General features: G+C 43.5%; 21 protein-coding genes. 1 reads left to right on the top strand and 20 read right to left on the bottom strand.

Translation table 11 applies throughout. The features are described 5' to 3' along the window. Positions 1-4 precede the first annotated feature (4 nt). From ACZ42W_RS01835 to modA, 14 genes are all read right to left on the bottom strand, one after another. Positions 5-658: an amino acid ABC transporter permease gene (locus ACZ42W_RS01835; protein WP_464167983.1), complete on the bottom strand. Its 654-nt coding sequence runs from the start codon at positions 656-658 to the stop codon at positions 5-7. Positions 659-872: 214 nt separating this feature from the next. Then, on the bottom strand, positions 873-1679 hold the full coding sequence (locus ACZ42W_RS01830; protein WP_464167981.1) for an amino acid ABC transporter substrate-binding protein: 807 nt from the start codon (positions 1677-1679) through the stop codon (positions 873-875). A 184-nt stretch (positions 1680-1863) separates the two neighbouring features. Continuing rightward, positions 1864-2940 carry a two-component system sensor histidine kinase NtrB gene (locus ACZ42W_RS01825; RefSeq protein WP_464167979.1) on the bottom strand — a complete coding sequence of 359 codons (1077 nt, stop codon included), beginning with the start codon at positions 2938-2940 and terminating at the stop codon, positions 1864-1866. Positions 2941-3307: 367 nt separating this feature from the next. Then, entirely contained in the window at positions 3308-4921 is a 1614-nt protein-coding gene (locus tag ACZ42W_RS01820; protein ID WP_464167977.1) for an ATP-binding protein, read from the bottom strand. A gap of 326 nt (positions 4922-5247) precedes the next feature. Then, positions 5248-6042 (bottom strand): ABC transporter ATP-binding protein, encoded by a 795-nt coding sequence (locus tag ACZ42W_RS01815; RefSeq protein WP_464167976.1) that lies wholly within the window; start codon positions 6040-6042, stop codon positions 5248-5250. 16 nt (positions 6043-6058) lie between these two features. Continuing rightward, a complete protein-coding gene (locus ACZ42W_RS01810) occupies positions 6059-6976 on the bottom strand; it encodes an ABC transporter permease (protein ID WP_464167974.1) in 918 nt (305 codons plus the stop codon). A 721-nt stretch (positions 6977-7697) separates the two neighbouring features. Continuing rightward, on the bottom strand, positions 7698-8702 hold the full coding sequence (locus ACZ42W_RS01805) for an ABC transporter substrate binding protein (RefSeq protein ID WP_464167972.1): 1005 nt from the start codon (positions 8700-8702) through the stop codon (positions 7698-7700). Between the two features lie 552 nt (positions 8703-9254). Next, positions 9255-10253: a GGDEF domain-containing protein gene (locus ACZ42W_RS01800; protein WP_464167970.1), complete on the bottom strand. Its 999-nt coding sequence runs from the start codon at positions 10251-10253 to the stop codon at positions 9255-9257. Positions 10254-10448: 195 nt separating this feature from the next. Continuing rightward, entirely contained in the window at positions 10449-11462 is a 1014-nt protein-coding gene (locus tag ACZ42W_RS01795) for an ABC transporter substrate-binding protein (protein ID WP_464167968.1), read from the bottom strand. A gap of 107 nt (positions 11463-11569) precedes the next feature. Further along, positions 11570-12409, bottom strand: coding sequence for an ABC transporter permease (locus tag ACZ42W_RS01790; protein ID WP_464167966.1), 840 nt, complete (start codon positions 12407-12409; stop codon positions 11570-11572). Continuing rightward, entirely contained in the window at positions 12402-13169 is a 768-nt protein-coding gene (locus ACZ42W_RS01785; protein WP_464167964.1) for an ABC transporter ATP-binding protein, read from the bottom strand. Before ACZ42W_RS01785 ends, ACZ42W_RS01790 begins: the two co-directional genes overlap by 8 nt. 221 nt (positions 13170-13390) lie before the next feature. Then, entirely contained in the window at positions 13391-14074 is a 684-nt protein-coding gene (locus ACZ42W_RS01780; protein ID WP_464167962.1) for an ATP-binding cassette domain-containing protein, read from the bottom strand. Continuing rightward, positions 14074-14763, bottom strand: a complete 690-nt coding sequence (gene modB / locus ACZ42W_RS01775; RefSeq protein ID WP_464167960.1) for a molybdate ABC transporter permease subunit — start codon at positions 14761-14763, stop codon at positions 14074-14076. The genes ACZ42W_RS01780 and modB overlap by 1 nt, the downstream gene beginning before the upstream one ends. 16 nt (positions 14764-14779) lie before the next feature. Then, positions 14780-15601 (bottom strand): molybdate ABC transporter substrate-binding protein, encoded by an 822-nt coding sequence (gene modA, locus ACZ42W_RS01770; RefSeq protein WP_464167958.1) that lies wholly within the window; start codon positions 15599-15601, stop codon positions 14780-14782. Positions 15602-15877: 276 nt separating this feature from the next. Between modA and ACZ42W_RS01765 the strand changes: the two genes are divergently transcribed. Further along, positions 15878-16825, top strand: coding sequence for a substrate-binding domain-containing protein (locus tag ACZ42W_RS01765; RefSeq protein ID WP_464167956.1), 948 nt, complete (start codon positions 15878-15880; stop codon positions 16823-16825). A 326-nt stretch (positions 16826-17151) separates the two neighbouring features. On the opposite strand, the gene ACZ42W_RS01760 is transcribed toward ACZ42W_RS01765, so the two are convergent. From ACZ42W_RS01760 to ACZ42W_RS01735, 6 genes are all read right to left on the bottom strand, one after another. Next, a complete protein-coding gene (locus ACZ42W_RS01760) occupies positions 17152-18384 on the bottom strand; it encodes an LL-diaminopimelate aminotransferase (RefSeq protein WP_464167955.1) in 1233 nt (410 codons plus the stop codon). A gap of 165 nt (positions 18385-18549) precedes the next feature. Beyond that, a complete protein-coding gene (locus tag ACZ42W_RS01755) occupies positions 18550-19935 on the bottom strand; it encodes an FMN-binding glutamate synthase family protein (protein ID WP_464167954.1) in 1386 nt (461 codons plus the stop codon). 335 nt (positions 19936-20270) lie between these two features. Continuing rightward, on the bottom strand, positions 20271-21572 hold the full coding sequence (locus ACZ42W_RS01750; RefSeq protein WP_464167952.1) for an NAD(P)-dependent oxidoreductase: 1302 nt from the start codon (positions 21570-21572) through the stop codon (positions 20271-20273). A 184-nt stretch (positions 21573-21756) separates the two neighbouring features. Continuing rightward, entirely contained in the window at positions 21757-22548 is a 792-nt protein-coding gene (locus ACZ42W_RS01745; RefSeq protein ID WP_464167950.1) for a C-GCAxxG-C-C family (seleno)protein, read from the bottom strand. 24 nt (positions 22549-22572) lie between these two features. Beyond that, complete coding sequence (locus ACZ42W_RS01740) at positions 22573-23361, bottom strand: C-GCAxxG-C-C family (seleno)protein (protein ID WP_464167948.1); 789 nt, start codon at positions 23359-23361, stop codon at positions 22573-22575. A gap of 536 nt (positions 23362-23897) precedes the next feature. After that, the gene (locus ACZ42W_RS01735; RefSeq protein ID WP_464167946.1) at positions 23898-24878 is read right to left on the bottom strand and encodes an NAD(P)-dependent oxidoreductase; all 981 of its coding nucleotides are present in this window, start codon (positions 24876-24878) and stop codon (positions 23898-23900) included. Positions 24879-24927 lie beyond the last annotated feature (49 nt).

The following is a 24927-nucleotide window of genomic DNA, read 5'->3' as shown; positions in this document are numbered from 1 at the left end:
AAGCTTACTCGTCATAGGCCGCATAACGCTTCTCAGCCTTTTGAAAGCCCCACGTGAGAACAAGCGTCATGACTAGATAGAATACCGCTGCTACGATGAAGGGCATCGTGTTGAAATCTCGCTGAACTAAAGCCCGCGTAGTACGGAGCAAATCATTCATCGCTAAGACATAAATAAGGGAGGTATCCTTGACGAGTGTAATCGTCTCGTTGCTCACAGGGGGTAATACCCTCTTGATAACCTGTGGCAAAACAATTCGGCGCATCAATTGACTATACGTCATCCCTAACGCCTTAGCACCCTCATATTGCCCTCGATCGATCGATTGAATCCCCGCACGGAAAATTTCTGCGAAATAGGCGGCGTAGTTCAAGACAAAGGCTAAAATGGCTGCTTGGAAATCCGTCAAGCTAACCCCGATACCCGGTATAAAGGGAAGTCCATAATATATGAATAAGAGCTGGAGCATGAGCGGGGTGCCACGGAATAACCAGATATACACTCCAATCCCTGACTTAAGCGCCCGAAATCTAGAGATTCGGCCGAGAGCAAGCATGAGCCCGAGCGGCAAAGATAGGATAATCGTGATTAAGAACATCTTCAGGGTAACCACCGTGCCGTCAAGCATGGGACCCAAAATCTCAAGAATATATTGCATTTGTTTCTCTCCTAGTAAATTCTTGGCCACTTACATAAGTAATCCACTCTATTTTCGGGGACGGTACACAATATTATATAATGGGTTCTTTCCATACTGCAATGCCTGCTTCTAGTAATGCACTTTATTTCTTCTACAGTTTTTCTTCACCTAAAATAGGTAAGGCCAATGGTGTAAACCATCAGCCTGTAAATTCTAAGATACTTGAATGAATTTACTTAACGATATCTTCTCCAAACCACTTCTTAGAGATCTCAGCGGATTTGCCTTCTTTTTTCATATCGTCGAGAGCCTTTTGCAGTTTCTCCAAAAGTTGTGTGTCGTCTTTCCTTAAGCCTACACCATACTCTTCAGCGCCGAAGTCATCTTTGATAATTGCGTACTCTCCAGGCTTTTTAGCGACATAATAACGACCAACAACCTCGTCGACTACGATCGCCTCGACCCGTCCTGCTTTGAGGTCGAGTAGTGCAGCTACATAGTCTGGATACTTCTTAAGTTCTTTAAAGCTTTTTGCTGTTGCAGCATCCGCATTGATGGCATCAAGACTAGAGCTTCCTTCTTGTGTACCCACGACTTTTCCTGCAAGGTCAGCTTTGGTCTTAATCGCAGAGTTCGGTTGGACAACGACGATTTGTCGATTCGCCAAATAAGGTTTAGTAAAGCTCAGGTTTTTCTTTCTATCTTCAGTAATGCTCAAACCATTCCAGATCGCATCAATTTTCTTGCTATTCAGCTCAACTTCTTTACTGTTCCAGTCAATGGGTTTGAACTCAACATCCATGTTCAAGCGTTTAGCCGCTTCTTTTGCCAGGTCGATGTCAAAGCCAACGAGTTCATTTTTTTCATCACGGAAACCCATAGGGGCGAAAGTGTCATCTAAGCCGATAACAATCTTTTGTGGAGCACTATTCGTTGCGCCACCCGTACTGGCAGTCCCTGCTTTGCCTGTGCTTCCACAGCCTACGAGTAATATTCCTGACATCACAACCGTCATTGCTAATGCAATAATCTTCTTCATACAAATAACAACTCCTTCATCTCTTCCGATTCATCATGATGCTATTTTACTTTAGTATGCTAAAGAGGTAAAGAAGTAAACATGCGCATTATTGCAGGAAAACAGTTATCTATCGAGCTAGTCCTTAGTTTATCAGCTGTTTTTACAGGTTTTTAAAATTCTTATATTCACCGTACTGGCGAGGTTACCCGATGAGATTAGCATACTCTGATTCTTGTGCAATCTTAGTGAAAGAGATATAAAATGTTGTTCCTTGTTCGCTTGTTTTATAGCTGATCTCTGCATTATGTCTACGTGCTATGCTATGACACATCGCTAATCCTATTCCGACCTTGTTCGCTTTGGTCGACACAAAAGGTTTGCCTATCTTGTTTAAAATGCTTTGTTCTATGCCTTTACCTTCATCTCGGATTTCTAATATCACAGCACTATCGACCAGATAGGTTTTGATACTTAATTGACCTGAGTCCATTGCATCTATACCATTGGTAGCAAGATTCAAGATAAGCATAGTAATCTCTTTTTCATCTAAAAGTAAAGGAGGCAATCTCTTCTCTTCTTCGATAACTATATGTATCCCTTTTTGATGAGAATATCTTTCTAATGTTGGAATCACTTGTTGTACCACATTATTTAGACAGCCTATATTAAGCCTATAGGCTTTATTCAAATCTAGATATAGAAAATTAGTAATGATCTCATTCGCTTTGTCGATCTCGCTAAGCATTAGTTCTAGATAATCCTTAAAAGAAGCAAATCTGACTTGCTCCGTTAATATTTGCAAGAACCCCTTAACTGTAGTTAACGGATTTCTAATCTCGTGAGCTATACCTGAAGCAACGTCACTAATAATATTCAGTTGTTCTTGTTTTACGAACTCTTTTAACATCCTACCTTCGACTTTTTCATCGATATCCATACAACTACCCACGTACCCAAGAAAGCGCTTTTTGCTATCAAAGGAGGGGGTTCCCGAATCATTGATCCATCTATACTGACCATCATATCTTTGAAGTCGATATTCCATGTTAAAGGAAACACGCTGATCAAAAGCCTCTGAAAATGTCCTTAAACATTTTTCTTTATCTTCAGGGTGCACACCCTCAAGCCATCCAAAGCCAACCTCTTCTTCCATGGTCTTTCCCCTGAAGCGTAACCAAGTGGTATTAAAGTAATCACATTCTTTTTGTAAGTTTGCTCTCCATACCATATTCGGAGATGATTCAACAATGGCTTCATACTGATTAGGATTGATTTTCATTGAATTCCCTCCCTATTAAAATAACGTCATACCGCTACTCATATAAGGTAGTACATCCATCCAGCCCCGATTTCCATTAAATAATCGCACTTCACATTGGCCCGTTAATTTCAAAGCAAATTGGGTTTGGATTCGACAATGATAGTATAATCTTTCAAATCCACGGCAAATTCCTTAAAGTAAAATGCTGATTAAATAATATTCTATAAATTTTGATAATTACCTCTATTTTTTAACGATTATAATTTATTTTTTACTGATTATAATAGCACCATTACAAAGGGGGACATTACAGTTAGAAAACCTAAAATTCCTTTATCAAAAAAGCTCAGTGCGCTATGGCACTAAGCTCTCTTTCTCCAGTTATTTATCTTATTATTATCGCCGGAAGGATGATCTTAAACTTTGTTCCAACCCCTGGTTTGCTTTCGACCTCAATTTCGCCCTCATGGTTTTGGATAATCCCGTAAGAAATCATTAAGCCAAGCCCGGTTCCCGAATCCTTGGTCGTGAAGAAGGGAGTTCCAAGCTTGTTTATCACCTCGGGCTCTATACCCTTCCCGTTATCTGCTACCGTGATAAAAATATATTCTACCTCATAGGCTGCTGTGATCATTATCTCGCCTTTATCTTCTGCTTCCATGGCTTCAATTGAATTTTTTATTAAATTAATCATTACTTGTTTTAGCTGATTCCTTACCCCTTTGACGAAGAGTAACCCTGGTTCAATCTCTAAGCGAAGCATCACATTTCGCATCCCTGCTTGGGGAGACATAAGATTCACCGTATCCTGAAGCAAGAGGGAGAGATCGACTTGACTTTTTTCCTCATGCGCCGGCTTAGCCAATACAACCATTTCTCCAACGATTTGTTCGATACGATCCAGTTCGTCTAAGATCGTCTCTATATAGAAGTGTGGAACTTCCGTCCCCTTTTTCAAATCGATAAGCTGAACAAAACCTTTAATTGAAGTTAATGGATTTCTTATCTCATGAGCCACTCCAGCTGCCAACTCTCCTACGACAGCCAGCTTTTCGGTCTGTTTAATTTTCTCTGCGTTCTTCATATCTCTCAATAAAAGAATGTAATGGATTAAAAAACCCACAAACATACCTACAATAAGCAGTACGAGAAGGTTCCGCCCAAGGGTCCTCTGCAACTTAATATCTAATTCTTGTAAGGGTTGAACCGTTATAGCAACCCAAGGAGCTTCCTTTAACTTGACAAAGGAATGCATTCTCCCTGGCTCGTTTGGTGCTTGATCAAAATACCCTCTTTCAAGCTTATCGACAAAGAGAAGCCTATAGAGAGGAGTTTGATGGAAGGAAAACGTCTCACGGTACTCCGCTAAGTGTGGATGACTCAGAATATCCCCTTTTAGACTAACCAATGAAACATATCCTTTGTCCCCCACTTGAATAATCGAAAGTCTTTTTTGTATTTCAAACAAGGGAATGGAGACCCCCGCAACTCCTGCTACCTGATTGTTCCGATAATACGGAACAGAAATCACAATAATTTCCGTACCCGTAATTGTACTGATGTAAGGCCCCCCTATGAAACTTTCCCCCTTCATCGCCTCCTTGAAGAATTCACGATCTAAAATGCTCTGATCCAGATATTCATCTGGATATTTCGCCACAAACTCTCCCTTTGAATTAGCCACCCAAAACAGCGAAGTCTCAGGGCGAGCCAAATCAAAATCCTGCATCATTTGTTTCGTTACTTCACTATCCTCATAGATGATTGATGGCGTTGCTGCAAGGTTTTCCAAAGCAGATTTATAACCATCAAGATATTCATTCAAGTAGCGTGCAGCATGATCAGCTGCCTGGTTATTCTTGGCGATCTCGGCCTGCTTTTCGTTACGAAAGTCTTCATAGAGTAAAGAGTAGCTTATAATTCCAAGGAGGATAAGGATGAGCAGAGCGATTAAGAAGATTGTAATTCGTTTATGATGTTGGGACAGTAAATTATTCAAAGGTGACCCCCCGAAGACTTCTGATCTTCATTTACTCGACGTAAATCAACAAATACCTACACGAATTAATTCGAGATTCAACTAAATCTTCCTTCCTTGTTTTTTTAAACTCAACCAAAAGCGACTTTCATCGCTTAGCACCCAATGGTTTACAACTCATTTAAGTTGAGTATATGTCTGAACATCGACGTCTTCTTACTGACGTGGAATAAAAAACGAGGTGCTCCATAGAACTCCTCGTTACCTTACCGAAAAACTATTAACTTGAAGAAAACAGTATTGAATACCATTAACAAAAACCATTAACAAGGCAATTGCTCTTGATTTTATCCAAGCAACATACGATCATTATCTAATTCTGTGCCGCTTCTCTTCTCAAACTGTTCAATGAGTTGATCGACTGTCATCTGGTCTCTTTCTTCTCCCTGAAGATCCAAGATAATTCTTCCTTCATGCATCATGATCGTCCGGGTACCAAACTCCAGGGAAGCTTTCATATTATGCGTAATCATTAACGTGCAAAGATTTTCTTCTGACACGATTTGACGTGTTAGCATCATGACCTTTTTAGCGATGGCTGGGTCAAGAGCTGCTGTGTGTTCATCGAGAAGGAGGATCTTTGGCTTGACTAGGGTTGCCATAAGAAGAGTGAGGGCTTGACGCTGTCCTCCAGAGAGAAGTCCGACCTTATGCTTCATCCGATTCTCGAGCCCTAGGTCTAGTACCTCCAGGCGTTCTCTTAGAAGGCGAAGTTCTTTCTGAGTCGCTCCAGGTCGCAAGCTGATTCGTTGTCCTTTAGCAAAAGCGATAGCTAGGTTCTGTTCGATGGTCATATCATAGGCAGTGCCTTTTAAGGGATCTTGGAAGACTCTACCGATATATTTCGAGCGTTTGTATTCTGGATAATAGGTGATGTCTACAGAATCGAGAGAGATTCGTCCTTCTTCCACCTCATACACTCCGGAAATACAGTTAAAGAGGGTGGACTTTCCTGCGCCATTTCCTCCGATGACGGTGACAAATTCACCCTCTTGGAGAGAAAGGTTGACCTGATCCAGTGCTCGCTTTTCATTGCTGCTTCCTTTGGCAAAGATTTTCCCGATTCCTTCTAATTTAAGCATTAGACCCTCACTCCTTTCAGTGCGCATTCCTTTTCATATCCGCTCGACCTGAATTGAACTTTCTCTTCATTACGGAAAACTGTTTATTAAGGACAGGCGTCGACATGGCTAAGGCAACAATCACAGCAGATACGAGCTTCAAATCGGTCGGTGGCATCCCCAGTTCTAGTGCAATGGCGATGATTAACCGATAGAGGATTGATCCGAGAATTACGGCAATTAACCTACGAATTAAGAAATTCGTCCCAAAAACGACTTCTCCAATAATGACGGAAGCGAGTCCAATGACGACCATCCCCACTCCCATTCCGACATCGACAAAGGATTGGTACTGGGCAATCATCGCTCCAGAAAGAGCTACAAATCCATTGGAGATGGCAAGCCCAATAAAGATCATTAAATCCGTGTTTACTCCTAAAGCTCTGACCATCTGATCGTTGTCCCCAGTCGCTCTCAGGAGAAAGCCAAGGCGGGTGTTCAAGAAGAGGTACAGCACCAGCAGGCAAAAAAGGATTAAGCCCAAAGAAATGATGAGCCGACTATATTCCCCACTAACAACCTTTTCGAAGTTACTGAACACCGTAGGTTTATTCAAGAGGGCAATATTTGCTTTCCCCCCTAAAATCTTTAAATTGATGGAGTACAGAGCGAGCATGGAAAGGATTCCAGCGAGAAGTGGCTGTATCTTCAGTTTGGTATGAAGAAAGGCCATGATACATCCCCCTCCACACCCTGCTATGAAAGCAAGCCCAAGGCCTAGATAGGGATGTCCGTTCATACTCATGATGACAGATACGGCAGCCCCCGAGACAAAGCTCCCGTCGACGGTCATATCTGGCATATTCAGCGTACGGAAGGATATGAAGACGCCAAGTGCCATGATTGCATAGATTATTCCGAGTTCGATGGAACCTTGAAAGGCTAGGATGCTCATTGGTCTTGTACTCCTTTAATTAGAAAATTTTCTGGGGATATGTGGGATATCGATGCTATCAGGTCGTGTAGCTTCTCGCACATCGTTCACTTAGCGCTCCAGGTCTGGCGAACTCGCTTCCGAGGGAGCACCTTCAGCGGATGAGTATCATTTGTGGAATGCCGCCTCGGGCGAAAATGTCCACTGGACACTTCCGTTGCCAAACCCTTTTGCTTACTGCATGTGAACCAGTGGCGCCGCTGCTAAGGCCGAAACCCTACGACGGGTCTCGCCCTCGAAAGCTCCATTCGCCTTAACGCCCTTCCGCCGCAAATCGTTCACTCTTGTGCGAGAAGCTACTCTATGTGGTCTTAGAATCTTTTAGCGTTATGCAAGATGTGACTTGAGAAACATACTAGAACAATAGCCCAAGAAACAACCCAAGGATTTTGCTTTACAGAAGTGAACGCCTTCTAAGCGAGCGGTAACCGATCTTCGAGAAAAGTACGCAGCGGAGACGGGTTGGAAACACGGACGTTTCCAACCGGCCACGAGGCAGGAGCCGATTTGGCCACGAAAGCCTCCGGTGGAGGGTTTCGCCCGAAGCCGCACGCTTAAGAGACAGCTTAACGGCTGAAGGTGAACCCGTCGGAGCGGAGAACTTGAGCGATTAGATCGGTCCGTGCAGCTTACGGAGTGAACGGAGTAAAGCAAAATCCTGGAGACCTCTAGCTCATATATCTTAGTTCTCAAACACCTGAGCCGCCTTCTTGACGATATCCGCTGGGAAGGTAATCCCGATCGTGTCTGCGGTCTTCTTGTTCAAATAGATATCCATATCGGTCATGGTTTTTACTGGGATGTCCCCAGCTTTCTTTCCGTTAAGAATATCGGCAGCCATGGTTGCAGTTTCTTTTCCGAGAATGGTGTAGTTAATTCCGTAGGTGGCGAGTCCTCCGTCTTTCACCATGGAATCTGCTCCGACGTAGACTGGGATTTTTGCTTTATTCGCGGTCTGAGTCACTAGCGGCATTGCGCTGGCTATCGTATTATCAATGGGAGAAAAGATGACATCCGCTTTGCCGAGAAGGGAATTCACGGCTTGCTGAACTTCTGAAGAATTCATGACTGTGGCTTCGACGACTTGCAGGTTATTTTTCTGGGCGTACTCCCTTAAATTTTTGATGACGGAGACTGAATTGGTTTCGCTGGAGTTATAGAGTGCCCCGACTGTTTTCATATTCGGAGTGATTTGCTTAGCTAACTCCATAATTTTTTCAGCGGATACCCGGTCTGAAGTTCCTGTGACATTCCCCGCGGGTTTTTCCAGGCTCGTTACGAGACCCGAGCCTACGGGATCGGTCGCAGCTGAGAAGACAATTGGAATTTCCTTGGTCTCACTCACGACGGCTTGGGCCGAGGGAGTCGCAATGGCAACAACAAGGTCATATTTATTCTTTACAAACTTCTGGGCAATCGTTTTTAAATTCGTCTGATCGCCTTGAGCATTCTGATAATCGATGGTTATATTTTCGCCATCTTTGAAGCCCTTCGCTGCCAACTCAGTGATGAAAGCGTCTTTAATGGTATTCAATGATGGATGCTCAACAATCTGGACAATTCCTACTTTCTTTTTTCCATCGGCTTTTCCCGTATTACTACCTGCATTCGTCCCACAACCGACTGTTGAAGCGATTAATGAAAGACTTAAAACTCCTGCAATCATTCCCGCTAATCTTTTTTTCATTGAAGATTCCTCCCACTCTCTTATCAAATTCTTTTGGATTAAGATTTGAGGGTTTCTTCCCTGCAATATTCCATCCATCCGCGGAAATGAATGGAAAGAGGCTCGTACCTAAATCAAAAACGCCTGCCCTTAAGCGTAAACTTAAGGACAGGCGTCAAACCTGCGGTACCACCTTAATTGATGCATGATATATAAAAGAAAACTCGTTCATGCATCCTCTCTTGCAGAGTGCCATCACACCCTTAGCCCAGTAACGCTGGCTATGCGTCGAAAGCTACTCATTTCTTTTCGCTCCGCCCTCAGAGGCCCATTTACACGCTCCGTTACCTGCCAGGCTTCCACCTACCCCGGCTCTCTTTGAGGCTGGTCTTGCGGTTTTACTTCCCCATCAACAGTTTAGACTATCATAACACTTTAGAGGTCTTATATCAATATAGTTTTTTACAATTGTTTATTATAGTTTCCCAGTTTTTCTTCTTTTCTTCCTGTAATATCCTTACATATTATCATTATGCAAAGAAATATCGTTTGGGATAAAGTGGGATGAAGAATTTAAGATGCCCACTGATATACTGAGTTCTTATGACTCTTAGCGATATACATCGCTTTATCGGCTCTAGAGATTAACTGATCCATGTTATCGGTAGAATCATGTTCATAACATGCAACGCCAAAGCTTCCAGTAACAGTAATCTTAGAACCCATGTATTCTATCTCTAACTCTTCAATGCTTTTTCTCATCCGTTCGGCGACCACAAGGGCATGTTCTGCGTCAGATTCGGGGAGACAGATGATAAATTCCTCTCCTCCATAACGACCGATGAAGTCATAGGTCCTGACATTCTGTTTTATACACTCGCTAAATTGCCGAAGGACGTAGTCACCTGCCAAATGACCAAATTGATCATTCACCCTCTTGAACAGATCGATATCCACAAGGATCATCGCCATCTGCCTTTCAGTTCGCTTAACGCGTTCTAACTCATCTTGCAGTCTTAAGATAAATGCCCTTCGATTCAAGCACCCTGTGAGATGGTCTGTGCAGGCTAGGATTTCCGCCTGATCTCTGGACTGTCTTAACTCTTCTTCCGCCTTTTTAGCAGACGTAATATCCTGAATTTGTGTAATATAATACTTAGGTCTACCTTCTTCATCCCGAACCATTGAAACGGTTGCTTCTGCCCAAATAATATGCCCTTCCTTGTGGATATACCTTTTGGTGGAACGAAAAGCGTCAATTTTTCCTTCGTACATTTTCTTTACATAAGGGGTATCCCCCTCCCGGTCGTCTGGGTGGATAAAATCCTTGTGAACCATGTCAAATAGCTCTTTTGTGGTATATCCGATTATATCTCCATATGCCTTATTAATTACAATGTAATTAAAGTCTGGGCTGACTACAGCCATTCCCATCGCCGTAGCTTCAAAAGCACTTCTGAAAATTCTAGTTTCTGAGTCAGCAATGTATAGCAAATTTTGATATTTGCGTTTAAGCCAGAAAACATACCCAGCAAGCAGGCAAGTCGCTAAGATGAATATCCATAAAAGCATAATATCAACACCTACTTTACAAAAATTTCAAACTTTAACATATATATTCTATTTAAGCCTCTATAATCCTTTAAAAAATAAGGAAGTTTTATTAAAATTGTTTTTTTCATGCACAACAAAAGCCCTTAGTTTTACCTCCGAACATGCTAAAAGAGCTACTCTCAAAAGAAGTAGCTCTCTCAATTTTGCACCTAATTATTTGATATTCTTAATGGCGGTTTCGGCAAATACCCTGGTCACGATTTTATCGTAGGGTGCGACCTTATCTAATACACCGGCATCTTGGAGCGCTTTTTGTAAGACATTAAGGTCCTTTTCCAGGAGAATAGGATCCTTTTTCCAGGTGTTTTGCTCTTGATAACGCTTTACTACCGTGGTGAGAATCTGATCATTGGCCTCTGGGAAGTGTGATTTGATGGCTTGAGCAACTTCTTCAGGAGTATGGGTAGCCACCCAGCGTTGGCCTTTATAGATTGCGTTAGTGAATTTCTGGATTGTGTTTGGGTTCTTCTCGATATAGCTCTTCTTTGCAAAGTAGGCTGTATAGGGAACTTCTCCACTGGATTTGCCTAAGGAAGCTACGATATAGGCCTTTCCTTCTTTCTCCATTTCGGAGGCTGTGGGTTCGAAGAGAATGACATAGTCTCCTTGCCCTCCAAGGAAGGCTCCAGGCATTGCTGCGAACTGCATGGTGGTGTCAATCTTAACATCTTTTCCTGGAACTAGACCGTTATTACGTAGGACGTACTGAAGAATAATCTCCGGCATTCCGCCTTTTCGTCCGCCGATGATGGTCTTCCCATTGACATCGCTCCACTTAAAATTCGGATTGGGCTGTCTTGCCATGAGGAAAGTCCCATCCCCGTTCGTCAATTGGGCAAAAACGATACTGTTATCTTCTTTCCCTTCATTATGCACATAGACACTTGCTTCTGGTCCAGCAAACCCAATCTCTACTTGATCAGTGAGTACAGCTGTCATGACTTTATCTGCGCCAGCACCGTTGAATAGTTCGACTTCAAGACCTTCTTCCTTGAAGAATCCTTTCGTTAGGGCGACATACTGAGGAGCGTAAAATATAGAGTGGGTAACTTCAGAAAGTTTAATTTTTGTTAGCTGCTCCGTCTTTCCACTTTGATTATTACACCCTGTCGTAACCAAAGAGATACCAAGAAGCGCCACGATAAGTAGAACTAAATACCGTTTCATATAGACCCTCCCTTTTTAATATTTAAAGAATATATGTGAATTTAACTTTTTCTTGATCGATGAGAGCTGAGCCATGGTCAATGGGCAGTTCTCTCTCCGCCTGGATTTTACTTATGGTTTTTCACAAGTAACTTTTCAAGATATACCACTCCCTGATACATCAGAGCTGCTGCTATGCCTAGAATTAGGACACTCGTCATTACTAGATCGAGCTTGAAGACTTGCCCGCCATAGACGATAAGATATCCTAAACCAGCCTTTGAGACTAGGAATTCTCCGACGATTACTCCCACCCAAGAGAGCCCCACATTGACTTTCAGGGCGTTTATTATATTGGGAAGAGTCGCCGGAAGAAGAACTTTTGTCAATACCTGAAATTTGGTCCCTCCAAAGGTCTGAACAAGTTTGATCTTCTCCACGTCGATCGACAAAAAACCGTTTAATACTTCAAGGATGGTTACTATTAAAGAGATCGCTAAGGTCATCACGATAATGGCTGCAGGACCAGCTCCGATCCAGACGATAAATATAGGTCCAAGAGCGATTTTGGGAAGGCTGTTAAGAACAACGAGATACGGTTCAGAAACCTTAGAGATAAATTCCGACCACCATAATACAATGGCCAGAAGCGTTCCCAAGAGCGTTCCAAGGACAAACCCAACGATAGTCTCAATACAGGTTACCGCAATGTGTTCGAAAAGTACCCCTTGTTCATAGAGCGTCCCTATCGTCTTAAGGATCCGTGAAGGCTGACTGGTGATAAAGGGATCCACAATTTTTGCCCTGGCAAAGATTTCCCATAGACCAAAGGCTAGGATTAAGATAAGGAGTTGAGTGAGTCTGACCTTTAGTTTTTCTAAGCGGACACCTCTCAGAAATTCCTGATGTTCTGGTGATATGGAAGGAATCTGTGGAGATTCCTTTTGATCTCTTTGATGTTTAGACATGGACATCTAGCTCCTTCCATATCTCCTGAAAATACGTTCTGAATTCTGGCGCTTCCCTGGAGCTTAAGGGGGTCCGTCCGTCCAGACTGACATGGATATCGTGAATGCTCTTTACTGTACCAGGCCTTCGGGTTAACACTACGACGCGATCTGCCATACTGATACTCTCCGCGATGTCATGCGTGACCATGATGGCGGTTTTATTTTCTTTCTTAATAATCTTGTAGATATCATCATTTACGGCAAGGCGCGTTTGATAGTCCAGTGCGGAAAATGCTTCATCCAGAAGGAGAATCTGAGGATTGGTGACGAGGGTGCGAATCAGGGCAGCCCTCTGTCTCATCCCTCCAGAAAGTTGGCTCGGGTATTTATCCCGAAATTCATAAAGACCATAGGTTTTCAAAAGTCGTTCTGCATATTCTTTAGCCTCAGGGGTAACTGATTTCTGGATCTCCAGGCCGAGTCGAATATTTTGAAAGATCGTCCTCCAATCAAATAAGTAATCCTTTTGTAGCATGTAGCCGATTTTTCTCGATGTTCCCGTGACGTCCTCTCCATCAACGAGAACATTTCCAGAGGTGGGTGGCAATAATCCGGAGATAATGGATAAGAGGGTTGATTTTCCACAACCACTTGGACCGACGATGCTGACAAATTCTCCTTCACGAACATTAAAATTGATATTCTCAAGAGCGACGATTTCCCCGTTTAAGGACTGATACTTCATTCCTAACCTATGTAGCTCTACAACATTCCTCAATGGCACTCCCCCCTTACCGCCTTCATCTGTAATAGTGTATTGGGCTAGGGAAGGATGGGTGAGTGATTGGGGAATAAAAATAGCCCTTGATCGTTTAAATGAATAAACGATCAAGGGCTACCAAGAATCACAAAAACCTCCAAAGTGCACAAACCAGTCTTACCTCTTCTAAATAAGTGTATTATAAGAATCGTCACCAAGCTGCAAGGGCCTCATTCAGATTACACTCTCATGACTTGAGCCAGCGGAGCACGAGGCATTTTCAATGTTTCTTGCACGCCCTTGTCAATCTTAATGATTTGATTTCCTAGAATCTCTGCTTCAAGGGCATCATGAGTAACGAGTATGAAAGGAATCTGCCACTGACTTTGTACTTTCAGTAATTCTTGTTGGAGGAGTGTCCGCGTATCAAGATCGAGAGCGGACAACGGTTCATCCAAGAGCATTAGCTCTGGTTCAGTCATTAATGCTCGGGCTAAGGCAACCCTTTGCTTTTCTCCGCCCGAGATTTGGCTTGGATAACGTTGCCGAAGATGTCCAATTTTAAGGATTTCTAAGATTTCTGAGACGCCCAGGGCTTTATGTGAAGCGCACTCTTCTTTCGGCTTTCCATAAAGGACATTCTTCTCGATGGTCATATGCGGAAAGAGAGCATAGTCCTGAAAAACGTACCCAATGCGGCGGTTTTTCACGGGTACATCAATTTTTCCTTGGGAGGAAAACACAGATTTATCATTGATCACGATTTCTCCCCAGGACGGGGTTTGAAGCCCCGCTATGCACTGGAGTATCGTTGTTTTCCCTGCTCCAGAGGGGCCGACAAGGACAAGGATATTATTCTCTATCGAGAAATTCACCTCGAGGTCATATGAAGGCAACTTTTTTCTGAGGTGTACCCTTACCATTACACCACCCCCTCATTTGAGTTACGCTTCTTCGAGCCCTTCCCCCAATGATTCAATCCAAAAATGACCAGGAAACTAAATAAGACCATAATCGAAACGAGTATCCAAGCTTCACGCGTCTGTCCACTTTCACTGGCAAAGTAGATCGCGAGAGGCATGGTTGAAGTCTTTCCAGGGATGTTCCCCGCAATCATCAGAGTTGCCCCGAATTCTCCTAGAGACCGAGCAAAAGCCAGAACAAAACCCGCGACAACCCCATTCCAAGCCAAAGGAATGGTGATTGTAAAGAACACCTTGAGTTCTCCTGCCCCTAGGGTACGTGCAGCCTTCTCCAATTTGTCGTCTACACTCTCGATAGCGGCCTTCACTGACTGATACATTAAGGGAAAGGAAACCACCGCAGCGGCAATAATAGCACCCCATATAGTAAACACAACTTTGAAATGAAAAAAATGCTCTAAGAATATACCCAAAGGTCCATTTTTACCAAAAGCATATAGCAAAGTAAACCCCACGACAGAGGGCGGGAGCACCAAAGGGAGAGTGAGGATGGATTCCACAATATTCTTGCCAACGAACTCACACTTTGCCATGAGGGTCGCTATAGGAATAGAAGAGCAGACGACAATAAGTACGGCTGCTCCTGCAACTTTTAAAGATAAAAGAATGGGGGAATAGTCAAAATCCATAAAAATCTCCTGAAAACTATTTTGTCATAGATGAAAAGCCATATTTGACAAAGATTTGTTGGGCCTCAGGACTTTGCAAATACTTAAGGAATTCCCCTGCCGCCGCCTTTTCCTTCGTTGCGGCAACAATTCCTGCAGGATAAACAATGGCCTTATGGCTATCAGCAGGGAACGCTGCGACCACTTTTACTTTTGTAGAACCTTGAGCATCCGATTTATAGACGATTCCCGCTTCTACGTTCCCAGTCTCTACGTAATTCAAAACTTGGGTTACATCTTTCGCCATGACGAACTTTGGATTTAGTGTATCCCAAAGCTTAAGATTTGTCAGTGATTCCTGTGCGTATTTCCCGGCGGGGACGGATTCAGGTGTTCCAATGCCGATTTTCTCAACACTTGGTTTGGTCAAATCTTGCACAGTAGTAACATCCTTGTTATCCTTCCCAGCGACAAGAACTAAGTCATTCCCAACGAGATTGACGATGCTTTCTTTGACGAGCAGATTTTTCTGGTCCAGAGTATCAACTTGTGATTTTCCTGCAGAAATAAAGAGATCCGCTGGAGCTCCTTGCTCAATCTGTTGTTGGAGGGTTCCAGAAGCCCCGAAATTGAAAGTTAACTTGATATTTGGGTTTTTCGCGTTATAAGCTTTTTGTAGTTCTGTCATTGAGTCCTTCAAGCTTGCGGCCGCCGATACGATGATTTCCGAAGATTTTGTTTGCGCGGTATTCGGTGCAGCATCTTTCGCATTGATACTCGTATTACTATTACCACAACCGACCAAAATCAGTGAAACGAGTAAACTTGAAATGAGAAATAATTTTGAAAATCTCTTCACACAATATCCTCCTTTTTATTGTAGCATAAGCCTTTTATTGATACAATTAGATTGAGTGGCAGTTAGTCTTCGTATAAGATCTACTCTCTCTTAATTCAGTTATATTAGTTTTTGTTAGCTATCTAATTGTTTACCTCTGCTCACCTCCATAATAAATCGCTTCTGCGAATATAAGCAAACATAAACTAACATAACTAAATTTAAGGTTATTGTATAATATGGTATAATCAATTGCAATAACAAAAACTAACTTAACTGAAAGAAGGTGAGATTTCTTTGTCAAATGATGTCTCTTATACGCCTGAGGAAGTGGCAAAGATCCTTAAAATTTCAAAGTTCACTGTTTATGAGATGATCAAACGCGGCGATCTCTGCGCTTATCATATTGGTCGCAAAGTTCGGGTCGAGAGTGCAGACCTTGAGAGTTATATTCAAAAGTCTAAAGGGGGGAGTTCTGGCCTTCCTCCGGAAGTCTCTCCAGCGGTAAATGTACCTGTAAATCGTTACTTCGAACAAGATCAAGGATTGGTCATCTGTGGACAAGACATTGTCTTAGATATTTTGACTCGTCACTTGGAAAGACAGTTTCCCCATATTCGTTTTCTGCGCCATTATATCGGGAGTCTTGACGGGTTAACCGCTCTTTACCGCGGGGTTGCCAATGTTGTGACCGCACATCTATGGGATAGTGATACCAATGAATATAACCTACCCTATGTTCGTCGATTATTACCGGGCCATCAAGCATGTATCATTAATCTGGTTTACCGCGCTGAGGGGTTTTATGTGGCTAAGGAAAACCCCAAGAAAATCCTTTCTTGGAGTGACCTGGCTCGATCTGATGTTCGTTTTGTCAATCGTGAACGCGGTTCAGGGGCAAGAGTATTACTTGACGAGCAACTGAGAGTTGTAGGAATCCCCCATCAAGAGGTTCAAGGCTATGCAGATGAAGAAATGACTCATGTCGCGGTCGCTAGTAGAGTGGCACGCGGTGAAGCGGACGTTGGCTTAGGAATTGAAAAGGCCGCCATGCAAGTCAGCAATATCGACTTCGTCCCTTTACAAAAGGAACGCTATGATTTAGTTGTACGCAAAGCGGATTTATCGAAACCCCATTTCCAGGCCTTATTGAGCATCTTAAAGTCGGCTGCCTTCCGAAATGAGGTTTCGGGGATTGGGGGATATGATATTTCGCATATGGGGGAAGTTATGGGAGAAGTGTGAAGCGTCTCTGTGGCCCTCAAGCTCATGACGAATGATCCTGAGCGATTAGATTGGTCCGCGCAGCTTACAGAGTACGAAAGTGTCCGGTGACGAAAGCTTCCGGTGGAAGGTTTCGCCCGAAGCCGCATGCCCAAAAAGGCTACTAAACGGCTGAAGGTCGGTTTCGCCCGAAGCCGACTGCTTAAAATGAATTCAATACGGCGAAGGTCCGATGTAAAGCAAAATCCTGGAGACATAACCTCTGGAAATTAGATATAAGCGGAGCCAGCCCCCTTTCAATAAGAGGACTGGCTCCATTTTTTACGTTATCGACTTAAGATTAGCATCTACATCCGAGTCCTAATCCGTTCAATCGCCTTCTCCGTATTCTCCCGTGTTCCAAAGGCGGTCAGACGGAAATACCCTTCTCCATTGGCTCCGAAGCCTGCACCTGGGGTACCTACCACATTGGCATCCTTCATAAGCTTATCGAAGAACTCCCAAGAACCCATATTGTCTGGAGTCTTCATCCAGATATAGGGTGCATTGATTCCACCGAAGACTTTGTAGCCGGCCTTTTCTAGCCCTTCTCGAATGATACGAGCATTTTCCATATAGTAATCGATGGTTTCCTTCACCTGTTTTTTGCCTTCTTCGGTGTAAATGGCTGCAGCAGCGGCTTGGACGGGATAGGAGACTCCATTAAATTTGGTGGCCTGTCTTCTCAGCCAGAGTTTATTCAAGCTATGAGCCTCACCGTTTGAGTCATATACTAAGATTTCCTTTGGCACCACTGTATAGGCACAACGAGTTCCAGTGAAACCAGCGGTCTTGGAAAAGCTACGGAATTCGACTGCGACTTCACGAGCCCCTTCTACTTCATAAATGCTATGGGGGACCCCTTCTTCACGTATGTAAGCTTCATAAGCAGAGTCGAATAGGATAATTGATTTGTTATCACGAGCATAGTCTACCCATATTTTCAGTTCTTCCTTGGTCAAGGTCATTCCGGTCGGATTATTAGGGAAGCACAGATAGATCATGTCGACCCGGCTTGTCGGCAAAGCTGGTTTGATTCCATTCTCTTCAGTACAGGGCAGATACACGATATCCCCATATTGCCCTTTCTCCGTATCAAACATTCCGGTTCGCCCAGCCATGACATTGCTATCGACATATACGGGATAGACCGGATCGGTTACTGCCATAATGTTCGATGTGCCAAATACCTCTTGAAAGTTTGCGGTATCGCTTTTTGCTCCATCACTGACAAACACTTCATCGAGTGCTAAGTCAACTCCGCGTGTTTTATAATCATTTTCGATAATCTTCTCGATGAGAAAATCATAGCCCTGCTCTGGGCCATACCCTCTAAAAGTCTCTGCTTTCCCCATCTCATCGACGGCCTTTTTCATGGCCTCGATAACTGCAGGTGGAAGCGGCCTCGTAACATCTCCGATTCCTAGGCGAATGATATCCGCGTCTGGATTCTCACTTTTAAATTGGTTTACCCTGCGGGCAATTTCTGAGAAAAGATAGCTACCGGGTAACTTTAAGTAATTCTCGTTCATTAGAGCCATAACTTTATGAATCTCCCTTCACAACTACATACTCATCTAACTCAATATGATATGAAAATTATATTTTTTAATTGACACTTTTGCAACTCTATAGGGAGAAGTATACAATCTACATGCCTTAGGCAAGGGTATATGGTATCGACTTACTAAGGGTTGATGGATGATCTACACCGATCTTACTCCGGTCACTTCAGCCGTGATAGCATCCAGTGCGATAAGGTCTTCAGGCCCTAATTCCTTTAGCGATGCCTTTCCCAAGGCACGCATTCCTTCTTGCATTTCCAGGACCATTGATTGCATTGCATTGGCGACACTCGTAGCAGCTTGATCAATATTCAACTTTGTCTTGCTCGGTGAATCGTAATAAACCAGCGTCGTAATTGGCTCCCAGGGGGTAACTTTCTGTGCTTGACCATGTGCTAAGGCAAAGAGAGGAACCGTAGCCATATAGATGGCATCCGCACCTAAGGCTAAAGCTTTAAGACATTGACCAGGAGTAAAATATCCTCCTGCTACGACCAAGCTAATCCGCTTGTTTTTTAAATACCGCTCCGCACGAACTAACGCGTTTAAGCTGGGTAACCCAAAATCATCTTGCTTAATGGGGGTCGTGGCATGGGCCCCTCCTTGGGCCCCATCAATCACAATGACATCGAAACCTAAGTCCACTGCCATAGCCAAATCTTCTTCGAGATTTCCAGTGGCCATAATCTTCAGTGCGATAGGAATCCCATTTGCCCTTTCACGCAAGTTTTTAATAAACTTAGGCCAGTCTTCTGGTTTCTGAAGCCCTGGGGGTGCTGGAAGGGCCTCTGTCGGTTGACCAGGAGGTAATCCTGCAAGCTGTTGTGCTCTTCCCTCCATTTCTGTAGCCTCTATAAACGCACTACCCAAATCAGCCCCTTGTCCCATTTGCACTTCCAACATATCCGCAGCAGCAATTTGCTCGGGGGTCCTCGCTCCCCATGACCAGCGACAAATTTGCACGATGTACTTATCGGCCTCCTTTGCCTCTTCAGGTAAAAGTGGGCCCTCTCCAGAACAAGTGGCCGTTTGTAATGTCTTTGCCGCTCTAGCCAAAGCGATCTTTGCTTCTTCACTGAGAGCCAGACCATAGGCCATAGCACTAATCATTAGTGGCATGCTTATTTTGAGCGGTTTTTTCGCATTAGGCCCAAGTGTAACACTCATGTCTACTGGGGTACTATTATGTAGAGAGAATTTCTTCATTTGTCTAGGTGCGAACATGAGGTTCTCGTAGCCAAGAAAATGTTTTGGGGTACCTAAGGGCCGCGTTATTATTTTTCCGCTCTCAGCCCGCAAGTTCACTTCTATAGCATTTAGGATCGAATAACGTTTCAAGGAAGGTAAAAACTCTGCTAGATTCTGAGTGTATTTCTCTGTCAAAAGTTTCTCGGCCGAGCTATTGACGACTTTCTTGACAATATAACGTATGATCGGTACCGCAAATAATAAGACTACTCCTAAGATAACTGCAATGACTAGTACAGGAACCCATAATTCTTTGGGGTTAGTTATCGTGATGTGCACTACGTGATCCTCCACGTTGAGATCCTATTACTTATAGGGTTTCTATTATTTCTCCACAAGACATCTATTATTTCTCCTCGTTATTCTGCTCAATCCGCTTGCGATTTTATCCCTCTCACATGAATGTCTCAATACTTTTAGTAAATAACTTAACAATTTGGGATTGAATTGTGTCCCACTGACTAGGCAAAAGAAGGACCCCATAGCACTATCGCAAGTGTATGAGGTCCTACATATTTTTTGAAACTTCTTTTGATTTTTCCGTAGAGGGTACGAATCCCCTCCCACCTCTGGGTGTGTGAAGCACTTTGTTCTGAAAGGAGAACAAGTTAAGCCTAGTTTCTTCTCAGTAGGTAGGCATGCATCTCTATAGCAATTCGTCTTCCTTCTCCCATGGCCTTGACTACCGTTGCTGGGCCATGAACAACGTCTCCCGCTGCAAAAACTCCTTCTCTAGTCGTCATCCCATGGTCATTACTGATGAGTAAACCATGCTTATCGACTTCAAAGCCTTCTGAGGTGGAGACAATTCGAGCAAAGGCTCTCTGACCGATTGCATAGATTACTTTATCGGCAGGTAAGACAAAGCTCTCCCCTGCTTTGACGCTAACGCGTCCATCCTCGGTAACTTCTGTGCTCGCACATCGTACTCCTGACACAAATTCTTCGCCTAAGATCTCAAGAGGGGCTGTGAAGGGACGAATTATGACCCCTTCGGCAATGGCCTCATCCCTCTCGACATCCCTTGCTGCCATTTGGTCCGTGCCGCGGCGGGCTAGGACGGTAACCTCGGCACCCAAACGACTTGAAGTGCGTGCTGCATCCATCGCCACGTTACCTGCTCCAATGACAACCACTTTCTCCCCACTCTCAATGGGTAATTCAACTTCAGGCAATTGTCCCAAATTATATAGATTCGTAGTCTGAAGGACGAAAAGTGCAGAAATTACTCCTTCTAGGTCTTCTCCATGTATGTTTAATTTTTGAGGTAATCCAGCCCCTGTTCCGATGAACACGGCTTGATACCCCTCAGCAAAAAGATCGTCCAAGAATAGATCAACGCCGATTAACGCATTTAATTTAAACTCGACACCTAGATTTTTAATCTTTTCAATCTCACGCCGAACCACATCCTTGGGCAATCGATATTCAGGTATACCGTGAAGAAGTACGCCACCCGGCTCTGCTTCTCCTTCAAAGATCGTGACGGCGTAACCTAATTGGGCGAGTTGAACGGCAGCCGCTAACCCTGCGGGACCAGAACCGATAACGGCGATCGCTCCCATCGTAGAGATTACTTTCGTAAACTCAACATTTTTCCCCCTGTCTGCTATGAATTGCTCAAGCTTCCCGATTCGAATCGCCTTCCCTTTTCGACCCAAGATACAGCTAGCTTCACACTGCTTCTCCTGAGGGCAAACACGTCCACAAACTGCAGGCAGGTAGCTGTGTCGATAAATTGCTTCTAGACCCAGGTTATAGTCTTCTTCTCTCAGAGCCTTAATAAATTGAGGTATGGCATTATTAACCGGACATCCTTGTCTGCACAGGGGCTTTTTACATTGAAGACAACGTGAGGCCTCTGCCAGAGCTTCTTCTTTGCTGAACCCCGACTCAAATTCGCTGTTATTTCTCACAATTATCCCCTCTGTCTAACTTATATAGTGGTTTCAAAAAATTATTTTTGATTATAACACACATCCAGCTGGAAAGAGCGTTTTAGTTTTCACGAGTCCCTTAATTTTCCACACTCAAACAAAAATCCATAGGAGGCATAACCGTTACTGTTATGCTCCTATGGATTTCAAGCTACTTACTCCATTACGGATGACTAGTGACTTTATCGCTATGACATGTGGTGCAATTTGCAAGACCTTGCTCATTATCCAATGTGCTGGTTGCTCCATTATGACAGGATAAGCAACTTGTGAACGAAGCATCTGGTTGATAAATCCCCTGGAATGTCCCTGCTTTCCAAGCGTTCAAGATTTCTGCTGCCTTTGCCGCGGTATCTGCTGCAACTTTTGCACAACGATCCTTCTTTTCGTCAGAACTTACTGCCTTGTTTGTAGTGTTACACCATAACGTTACCGATTGGTGACATAATGGGGAATTTGAAACAGTTTGTTTAACTTTGGTGTATTTCGCATACGCATCCATCAATTTACTCGGAAATGGATTTGTCGTATACCAACCAATCAATTCATTCCCTAAGGGATCGACCGCTGTTCCGGCCGCGAGATTCATCACATAAAGAGACCCATTCAAAGCGCCACAAAGCGTTCCCCAGTTAAAAGCTCCGCCTTTACCATACTTAAACATGTCTGCCGGTAATGTATCCCAAGGAGTCCCTACAGTTTCGTAAAGGGTATCTAAAAGAGCCTTTGATGATGCATACATGCACCCTCCAACCCAATAGTTGTCATAGGCTCTTTGTCTAATGACTGTCGTATCTAGAGTTACATAGGGCCACGGAAGGACCGGAGCAGCCGCCTGAACTTTTTGTGGATTGATTATACTACCGATGCCCGTTGATACAGCAGCTCCTGCAGCTAATAAACCCAGGTTTTTCAAAAAATTTCTTCGATCATAATTCTTTTGTTCTAAAGACATAATTCACACCTCCATTTTCACAGATTATATTTTATGGGTTGCCCGATCCGTATGACATTCTAGGCAATCAATTTGTCCTTGAACATTATCATAACGACTTGTCGGTCCGACATGGCAGGGCAAACAGCGTGCAAAGTCTGCATCCGGCTGATAAGCCGCTGCAAACGTGCCCGCTTTCCAAGCATTTAATAGCTCAGCCGCTCTTGCAGCGGTATCTCCAGCGAGTTTGGCACAACGATCTTTCTTTTCAACGCTATTTACGGTAGCACCTGCAGCATCACACCAGAGACTTACGGACTGATGACATAAAGGGGAATCACAAACCGTTGTCACTTGATTCGGGAAATGGCAATACGTTTCGTGAGCACTGCTCGGGAATGGGAATTTAGTATACCAGCCCAGAAGTTCTGGCCCGATCGTTTCTGCAGCGGTTCCTGCAGCTAATTCGATAACCGCCAGGGATCCATTCAAGGCACCACAAAGTGTTCCCCAGTTTAGCGCTCCACCTTTTCCGAACTTAAACATATCCGCGGGAATCGAATCCCAAGGAGCACCCACGGTTTCAACTAATGTATCCAATAATGCTTTAGCCGAGGCATACATACAACCACCCGTGAAGTAGTTATTATAACCCCTTTGTTTAACCAGATTTACATCCAGGGTTAGATAAGGAAACGGTAGGGGCGGGGTCTCTGCAGCAGCCACTTTAGGCTTAATTCCCGCTGTTACTCCTGCAGCAACAGCTCCGACGGCAAATGCCGCTGATCCAACTAAGAACTTCCTCCGTGATACAGTTTGCTTTTCCTCTGACATTTAATGAACACCTCCGATTTTTTAGATCTCTCATGATCAAGTGAACACATGGACAAGCACTCCCCTAAAACGCCTCCTTACTTATCAAAATTCCTGTTCCAATTATTTGAATTTGTTATATACAAGCTAATTATATCTTCCATATATATAAAAAATTTGTAATTCTATGTCGGCTATATGGAAAATCTTAGTTGATTTTCTTATAGGCCTATTCAAAAAAGTTATGACAATTCTTCAAAACCCTAATTAAAGGAAAACACCCCCTAAATCTTCAGAAGGTGTTTGAATAGGCTCACCGTTAATTGACTTTAAAAAGCTCGACCATCCTTCACTGATTCGCGTACGTGAACCTCGATGCTTAATAGAAATTCAAGTGGTTTGGCGGAGTCAGGGATATGTATCACCTGCAGTAGCACATTTTAAGTCCTATGTAGAAAGTAAGTTTTAGGCAAGCCAAAATAAGCGAGTAAAATCAACGGAAGTATCGCTGATTTTACTCGCTTAACTTTTTAGGAGCAGCTTAAAATTCTATTTTTTTAATCGAGTATCTCAGGATTGGCGACAAACTTCGGCCGTTCTCCCGCAAAGAAGCGGATGAGATTGGTAGCCACTGTCGTTGCCATATGGTAGTTGCTTTCTACCGTCGTTCCGCCAACATGCGGAGTAAGAATAACATTGGGTAATGAAAAAAGAGCTAGATCTTCGGCAGGAGGTTCAGGATCATATACATCTAAGCCAGCACCTGCAATTTTTCCTTCTTTTAGGGCCTCATATAAATCCTCTTGATTGACTAGCGCTCCACGCGCTGTATTCACAAAGTAAGCCGTAGGCTTCATCAATGAAAAAAGATGCCAATCAATAGAGCCTTTGGTTTGAGGATTTAAAGGAATATGAAGGGATAGGAAATCCGACTCGGAGAAAACCTCCTCAAGGTTGGTTGTTAACTTAATCCCTAATTTCTCTGCAAACTCTTGTTTTTCCTTGTCTTCTTTCCTAATCCAGGCGGTTACCTCCATGTCAAGTCCGAGTTTTAGGCGACGGGCGACCTCCTTGCCAATATTGCCAAAACCCACGATGCCGACTCGTTTTCCTCTTAATTCGTGTGTGAAAATGGTCGTCCGTGAATCATAATTCCCCTTTCGCATTTCTTCATGAAAAGAGATCAGGGATTTACCTAAAGCCATTATGAGCATTAAAGTATGCTCTGCAGTTGAGACTCCATTAATAGAAGGAGCATGCAAAACGGGGATTTTCTTCTCTGTAGCGTACTTTACGTCAATATTGTCAAGACCGACACCTGCACCACTTATTACTTTCACGTAAGGTGCGGCATCAATGACTTCACGTGTTATTTTTGCGGGAGCACGTAGAATGATACCCTCCACATCTTTCACCATTTCACATAGATGAGGGATATCGTAGCGATTTGTTTGGATCACCTCTGCCCCTTGGCGTAGTATCTTTTCCCCTTCTGGATGATACATGGGTAATATCTGAAGAATTTTTGGCTGACCCATTATTAGAACTCCTTTATATAAGAAGTATTAAGTCTACAAATCATTGCTG

Source organism: Desulfitobacterium elongatum (assembly GCF_055378975.1).
This window is presented reverse-complemented; position numbering and strand designations above follow the sequence as displayed.

Bases quoted from the DNA above. Each gene is read 5' to 3' on its own strand.
- ACZ42W_RS01835 (WP_464167983.1), bottom strand. From the start codon at position 658: ATGCAATATATTCTTGAGATTTTGGGTCCCATGCTTGACGGCACGGTG.
- ACZ42W_RS01830 (WP_464167981.1), bottom strand. From the start codon at position 1,679: ATGAAGAAGATTATTGCATTAGCAATGACGGTTGTGATGTCAGGAATA.
- ACZ42W_RS01825 (WP_464167979.1), bottom strand. From the start codon at position 2,940: ATGAAAATCAATCCTAATCAGTATGAAGCCATTGTTGAATCATCTCCG.
- ACZ42W_RS01815 (WP_464167976.1), bottom strand. From the start codon at position 6,042: ATGCTTAAATTAGAAGGAATCGGGAAAATCTTTGCCAAAGGAAGCAGC.
- ACZ42W_RS01810 (WP_464167974.1), bottom strand. From the start codon at position 6,976: ATGAGCATCCTAGCCTTTCAAGGTTCCATCGAACTCGGAATAATCTAT.
- ACZ42W_RS01805 (WP_464167972.1), bottom strand. From the start codon at position 8,702: ATGAAAAAAAGATTAGCGGGAATGATTGCAGGAGTTTTAAGTCTTTCA.
- ACZ42W_RS01800 (WP_464167970.1), bottom strand. From the start codon at position 10,253: ATGCTTTTATGGATATTCATCTTAGCGACTTGCCTGCTTGCTGGGTAT.
- ACZ42W_RS01795 (WP_464167968.1), bottom strand. From the start codon at position 11,462: ATGAAACGGTATTTAGTTCTACTTATCGTGGCGCTTCTTGGTATCTCT.
- ACZ42W_RS01790 (WP_464167966.1), bottom strand. From the start codon at position 12,409: ATGTCTAAACATCAAAGAGATCAAAAGGAATCTCCACAGATTCCTTCC.
- ACZ42W_RS01780 (WP_464167962.1), bottom strand. From the start codon at position 14,074: ATGGTAAGGGTACACCTCAGAAAAAAGTTGCCTTCATATGACCTCGAG.
- modB (WP_464167960.1), bottom strand. From the start codon at position 14,763: ATGGATTTTGACTATTCCCCCATTCTTTTATCTTTAAAAGTTGCAGGA.
- ACZ42W_RS01760 (WP_464167955.1), bottom strand. From the start codon at position 18,384: ATGGCTCTAATGAACGAGAATTACTTAAAGTTACCCGGTAGCTATCTT.
- ACZ42W_RS01745 (WP_464167950.1), bottom strand. From the start codon at position 22,548: ATGTCTTTAGAACAAAAGAATTATGATCGAAGAAATTTTTTGAAAAAC.
- ACZ42W_RS01740 (WP_464167948.1), bottom strand. From the start codon at position 23,361: ATGTCAGAGGAAAAGCAAACTGTATCACGGAGGAAGTTCTTAGTTGGA.
- ACZ42W_RS01735 (WP_464167946.1), bottom strand. From the start codon at position 24,878: ATGGGTCAGCCAAAAATTCTTCAGATATTACCCATGTATCATCCAGAA.